The following is a 5,970-nucleotide window of genomic DNA, read 5'->3' on the forward strand; positions in this document are numbered from 1 at the left end:
TGGAAATCAACGTCCAAATTGTACAAGCCATAAAAATAGACAAACTCGATTTTCATCGAGTTTGTCTACAGTCTGGAATGCCTATATATAGGCATTCTTCATCGTTTTTTATGACCATTTTTCTTCATCATCAATCCATTGATTATTTTTTAACTCATATGATTTAGTATCGTCGTGGAAAACAAAGAACGATGGTAAATTCAATATATCCCCACCTGACTTTTTTCAACATTGACCAAACCAATCTGTAAACGCTTTTTGTTCTAACTCGTATATTGCTGGATAGTTTTCTTCGTAAAAATTATCAAGAAAATCATCCAATGAATTGTCGATTAACTGATAGTATGTTACATCAGGAATTACATCAACACTACCCCATCTTCCTTATTTTCAAATGCAAGTGGATCTCCGACTACCATTCCACGGAAATTTACTGCTCTAGCCACATGTAATTGTTGGGCAATCTCCACTCCAACAAGAAGGTGATTATCGGAAATTCTCTCTATTAGTTGATTTTGTTTATCTTGCATTTTAAACTTCATAGTAGGGTTCCTTCTAAGGTTTTGAGCTAGAGTGGTTTCTTACTCATATCTTACTGAAGAGCCCTTTTTTTCAAAGCTGAAAAATAATGAACTACAGGAATGCTAACGTACCGATATTTTTATTTTTATTATTGCTAATTTATTGAGGTTATGAGATATAGCTAAATCAGATATTCGCGTATGCCTTTTCTACACTAAAGATTTTTGCGGGAGTTTTTAATAAATGCTTCTAACCTATTATATACATCATCCGCCTTTTCATCTTCTTCTACTTTTTCTTTTAGTTCGTTGTCACTTTCTTCTTTCAAATTTTCTAACATCGTTTTATATTGTATCTCTAATTCCTGATTTTTAAAATTTATTTCTCTAAACTTTTCTCCGGAACTTAATTTAATTTTTGAATAAACGAAAATAGCCATTGAAATTAAAGACAAAATAATCATGATGTTTTCAAATAAATTATTTCCAGTTTGTGGCTTATCTTGTTTTAATTGTTTACTGTCTCTATCATCTGCATAATTTATTTGAAATTTGTTATTAGTGTTTTTTAACCATACCTCTAACAATATTTGAGCATTTGTTGACAACCTTTCAGTTTCAACAACTAATTCATTTTTGTTAATTTTATGTTCTTTTATTTTTTCTGTACTGTTAACCTTATAATCATAAATTTCACCATCTAAATTTATTACTAATCTTAAGTTTTTTGACGGTGATGATCCTTGATTTTCAATGCTAATTACTCGATAAGAATCTGGTAAGTTAGGAACATCATTTTTATTAGAATAATCATTGATAATTTCATCAAATTTACTTGGCAAGTTCATATTGAGTTTTGTGGAATTCAAATTTAACTGTGGTCCAGATAACTGTTCTTTAACGTTATCACCAAAAAGAAATCCTAATATACCTAAAATCAAAGTTGCTAAGGATATATATAAAGTAGCTTTGGAATTTTTTTCTTCACTCATAAAAATCTCTCCACTGAGTTTAAATCAAAAACTATACTATCAGCTGAAAGCTCCTTGGTTTGTTTTCCAGTAAATTCAACAAACTGTAACATTCCAGATTGACTTTCTTGTCTCAGTAGTTTTTCAAGGTTTCTCTGAGAATTAAAATCTAGTTCATACAGTGATAAGTCACTTATTAGTAAACCGCATCCATTATGTTTCTCATCATAACCACTTCTATTCAGAGCAATCATGAAACATAAGAGTGTAATATAGAATATACTTCCGGAAAGGATAGCTTTTTGGTTATGATTTGACTTATAGAAATCCCGAAAATCAATTATGTTATATCCTATAGAAAAATAAGCTATAAAATCTAAATAATAGGGTTCAATTAAGGAAACTCTTTTATCAAAATACTCATCAAGATATTCCTCATTCCTAATAATCGCTTGCTTCGCAGTATGTAAAAATTCATAATTTGTTATATAATTTTCTTTTTCCAATTTATATTCGTTTTCTAATAAATCTTTAAACTTTACACTGTCGTTAGTGTTTAGTTTATTATTTTTATCTAGAACTCTATGTATAAAAGTTTCTAATAATTCTATGGAATTCTTTTCTTTATCTACCTTTATTTTTAAATCATTATAATCTTTATTAGCTTGTTTCATATATAATACATTTATTCCCAAAATTTTCTTAAAAATTTCATTTCTTCCTCTGGAAACATCGAATCGACTTTCTGATAAAAATGAATGCTTTAAAATTTCATATGCAGCACCATCTTCTTTCTCTAATACAAAGAATGGTTCAAATAAAATATCATATACCTCTTTTAACCTTAATGACATATGTTTAACATATTCATTAGTGATTCCATACTGAATATTTAAATATTCAGAGTTAAAATGCCGCTCAAATAGTACCTCTTGTTCTCCTATATTACATAATAAGGAAACAGGAGTTGAGAAGTTATGTCTTTTAAGTGACATATTTATTTCCTTTTTTATCCCCAAAACAAACTGTATCATGTTATACATTGTTGTTTTTCCAGTATTGTTAGCACCTATAATATAGTTTAAACCTTTATGAAAGGTTATCTTGTGATTTTCAAATGATAATTCTTTCAAAGTTATTTTATTCATGTTTACCTCGCTGGTTTTTTTTATCATATTATTAATTATATCAAAGTATTATTTTGCTACTCCCTTTTTGCCCCCGTTAGTAAACAAGCAAAAACACCCTAAAGTTAGATCCAGTTACTAACAAACGCACCTGATAGTTCATTAGGGTATGAGTCTAATTATTCCAATCCTTAGCTAGCAGGCAGTAAACAATATGTTCAACAGATTGGTCATACTCTGTTACAACCTCATTTACAAAACCCATATTTTCTTATTCTCCACAGCAACCCTAATTTCCTTCTCTAGTTTCAATTCAATAAATGCACAATACTTGTCCCATTTCCTTGATATTGCTATTGTAGATCTTTATCACTCAGGTAATTCGGTCAGAGAATTAAGCGGCGAATATGGCGTATCAGTAGTTACCATTTATAAACCGGTTAAATCTATAAATAAGAAGGAAACAAAAAAAGCAGAAAAGGTATCCGTCAATCGGAAAATTTCAGCATTACGTTCCCTTTTCAAGTATGGTTGTCTGTTTTAGTATTTTCCTTTATGATTTCTTTGACTGCACTGTTTATATCCATAATACCCCACCTAATTTTAGTTATCATTTTAACCTAACTTTTATCCAAATACTAAAGCTCGCGCAACTACCTATTATTTTCTATTTCATTAATCTGTTTTACCAAGTGATAATCCCTCTATTCAATTTTATACACGAGAGTGCGAGAATGTTAATTTCTCGCACTCTTACCTCTTCTCAGGATACGAACCTTATTTTTATTTCATTAAGTTTAATCTGACAATAATACCAACTATTATCATCGTATAACATTTTATTTTCATTAAATTTCAACTTTAAAGTATTGAAAATTTGTTGTAATTTGTTAAATTCTTCTTCATTTAAAATTCGATCATTTAACCACCCAATATCGTTAAGTATTGAGTGAAAATATCTAAAATGGTTATACTCTATTGAATTTTTTGTTTCTCCTAGGTAATTATATAACTGATTAATTCTTTGCAATAATTCTACTTTTGATGGAGTACCAGTTTGTATTTCGAATCTATTAGTATTGTTAATTGTTACTAGTGATAGATGTTCTGATAGCTTATTCTTGAGTTTATATATTTGAATAAAATTTTGTATTTTTTCTTCGTAATACTTGAAGGCCTCTAAAGTCTCATTATTGTTTCTATGGATATTTAATATTTTCTCCTTCATTAATTTAAATATATTCACAAAACACTCAATTGGATTTTCTGGATGATTATTTACTTTGACTTCTAATAAATCCCCTAATAGTAGTTCATTTAGACTTTTTAAAGATGTAACACTATCAAAAGAGTCCTTTAGACTACCAAGTGTATAATTAGTATCTTCAAACTTATATAACCAACTTATCATTTGTATTTGAGATTTAACATCAAAAATTATCGGTAGTTCTATTGCTCCTAAATAGTATTCCGAAGCTGATTTTTCTTTATTATTCAAAAACTCAATATTTGAAGTACTTATTACTAACGAAATTTCTTCAAGATACTCTGGATATTTAATAAGAGTATTTCTAGATGTATCCCCTAACAACTCGAAAACTTGGCCTAAAGAAATTTTATTTCTTGTAGCTAAGGTAACTGTTATATTAGCAAATGATTTAATCCATTTGATCAAAACATCAGCTTTTTCTGTACCTTGTGAGGAATTTATTGCCACAAGTAATTTTGTAAGGGAATTAAAATTCCATTGTTCTAAATCTAATTCTTCAATAGAATCAATTTTCTCTATTATTTTTTCATGTTCTGTTTTAATTTCAGAAAAAATCTCAAGAGATATACTATCTGAATAGATTAATGAGTTATAAAATTCAAACTTCATATCACGTATAATTTGTTCGTTTTCAAAGAATAAAATATCTTTTTTAGTTTCCTTAAAAAAAGATTTCACAATTATGTTGTTAAGGTTCTTTTCTACAAAATCCCCTATGGTGCCTAAGTCAAGAATCATTTCATACATCTCTTTGAATAATACTTTAAATATATTTAATTTAAATATAAGTTGGTTAATTTTAATTTCTTCATTTTCCACAAATACAATCGGATCATTCCGAGAAAGGTCATGTTCAATAAAGTTAAAACTTTCTCTTACTCCTGAGATTATTTTTTTTATGTATCTTGGATTGCTGAGTTTATTTTTAAAGTCAATAAACTCATTATTAACCTCATTTATTCTATTCGAATGGTCTACTATAACTAGTTCATCAATTTTTTTATTATTTTCTTGCGGTACATCTAGTTTCTTTTTTTCGCTCTCAAGCCATTGATGTATCGTAGTGGTAATGTCATTTAAGTAATAATTAAAATTTGTTTCTAATTCTTTAATTTCATTAATTATAAATGGGTTATTATATACTGGGAAAATGGATTGAAAATAATGATTAATAATTTCTTCTTTATCAATTTTCGTTAATTCAAATTTGGTATTAATGAATTTCTCCAAATAATCAATGGTAATTCTTTCGGACACGATTTTTTCGTAATCAACAATAAATAATACAATAACCCCTTTTAAATCAACAATTTCTTTAATAAATGTTAATGTATTATAAATAGTTTCTTCTTCGACTCTATCCAAATCATCAATAATAATCACAATTCTCTTATTCTGTTCAATTAATTTTTTTAAATTACATTCTAAACTCTCCTTAAAATCCCGCAAATCTCCTTGTTTATCTTCTGGAAATATATCAAAAAAACTCGCTACTTTATTAATATTTTTATTAACTACAAATTTTAATAATAAATTAAAATAATTTTGATACGGACTGCCTTTCCCTGTATATATCTTATAATTGTTTAAAATGATTTCTATCTGACCGAATACATAATTCAACAATTTTTCTCTTGTATCCAATATCATTGGTTGTACGAATATTACTTCATTATTATCTGCTTTTAAATTTTCAATTATAGCATTTACAAAGCTTGTCTTCCCTTCTCCCCATGCAGCACTTATTGCTAAAGCGTAAGGATCATAAACATCCAAATCAATTATAAAGTCATAAATCCTTTTAAACTCTTTTTTTCTTGTAGGAAAAAGTGCATGGAATGACCTTATCGGCAAATCTGAATGTTCGTTCTGCTTAGTGGTGATTTCAATAGTTTTCTCAAGAGAATAAAAAATCCAAACGACTGTAAGTGCAAAGAAAATAATTAATATCCATTCAATCTTATTTTGGAATGCTAAATAAAATGTAAGTGATAATAACAATAATGGATTTGAGTCAATATTTTGGACACTAAAAAGTTAAATCTTAAGCTGTATTCCTAATTCGATCTTCAATGGCCTGT

At 27.8% G+C, this 5,970-nt stretch carries 3 protein-coding genes and 1 pseudogene; all 4 read right to left on the bottom strand.

Annotated elements, in window-relative coordinates:
* Positions 1 to 374: 374 nt before the first annotated feature.
* Positions 375 to 542 (bottom strand): annotated as a pseudogene (locus tag ACFX4I_RS26155) (IS110 family RNA-guided transposase); the annotation flags it as partial.
* Positions 543 to 736: 194 nt separating this feature from the next.
* Positions 737 to 1,513 carry a hypothetical protein gene (locus ACFX4I_RS26160; protein WP_377424135.1) on the bottom strand — a complete coding sequence of 259 codons (777 nt, stop codon included), beginning with the start codon at positions 1,511 to 1,513 and terminating at the stop codon, positions 737 to 739.
* A complete protein-coding gene (locus ACFX4I_RS26165; RefSeq protein ID WP_377424137.1) occupies positions 1,510 to 2,640 on the bottom strand; it encodes an ATP-binding protein in 1,131 nt (376 codons plus the stop codon). Before ACFX4I_RS26165 ends, ACFX4I_RS26160 begins: the two co-directional genes overlap by 4 nt.
* A 742-nt stretch (positions 2,641 to 3,382) precedes the next feature.
* Positions 3,383 to 5,890: a P-loop NTPase fold protein gene (locus tag ACFX4I_RS26170; protein WP_377424139.1), complete on the bottom strand. Its 2,508-nt coding sequence runs from the start codon at positions 5,888 to 5,890 to the stop codon at positions 3,383 to 3,385.
* Between the last annotated feature and the right edge of the window lie 80 nt (positions 5,891 to 5,970).

Source organism: Peribacillus sp. YIM B13472 (assembly GCF_042788005.1).
GTDB classification, from domain to species: Bacteria; Bacillota; Bacilli; order Bacillales; family DSM-1321; genus Peribacillus; species Peribacillus simplex_E.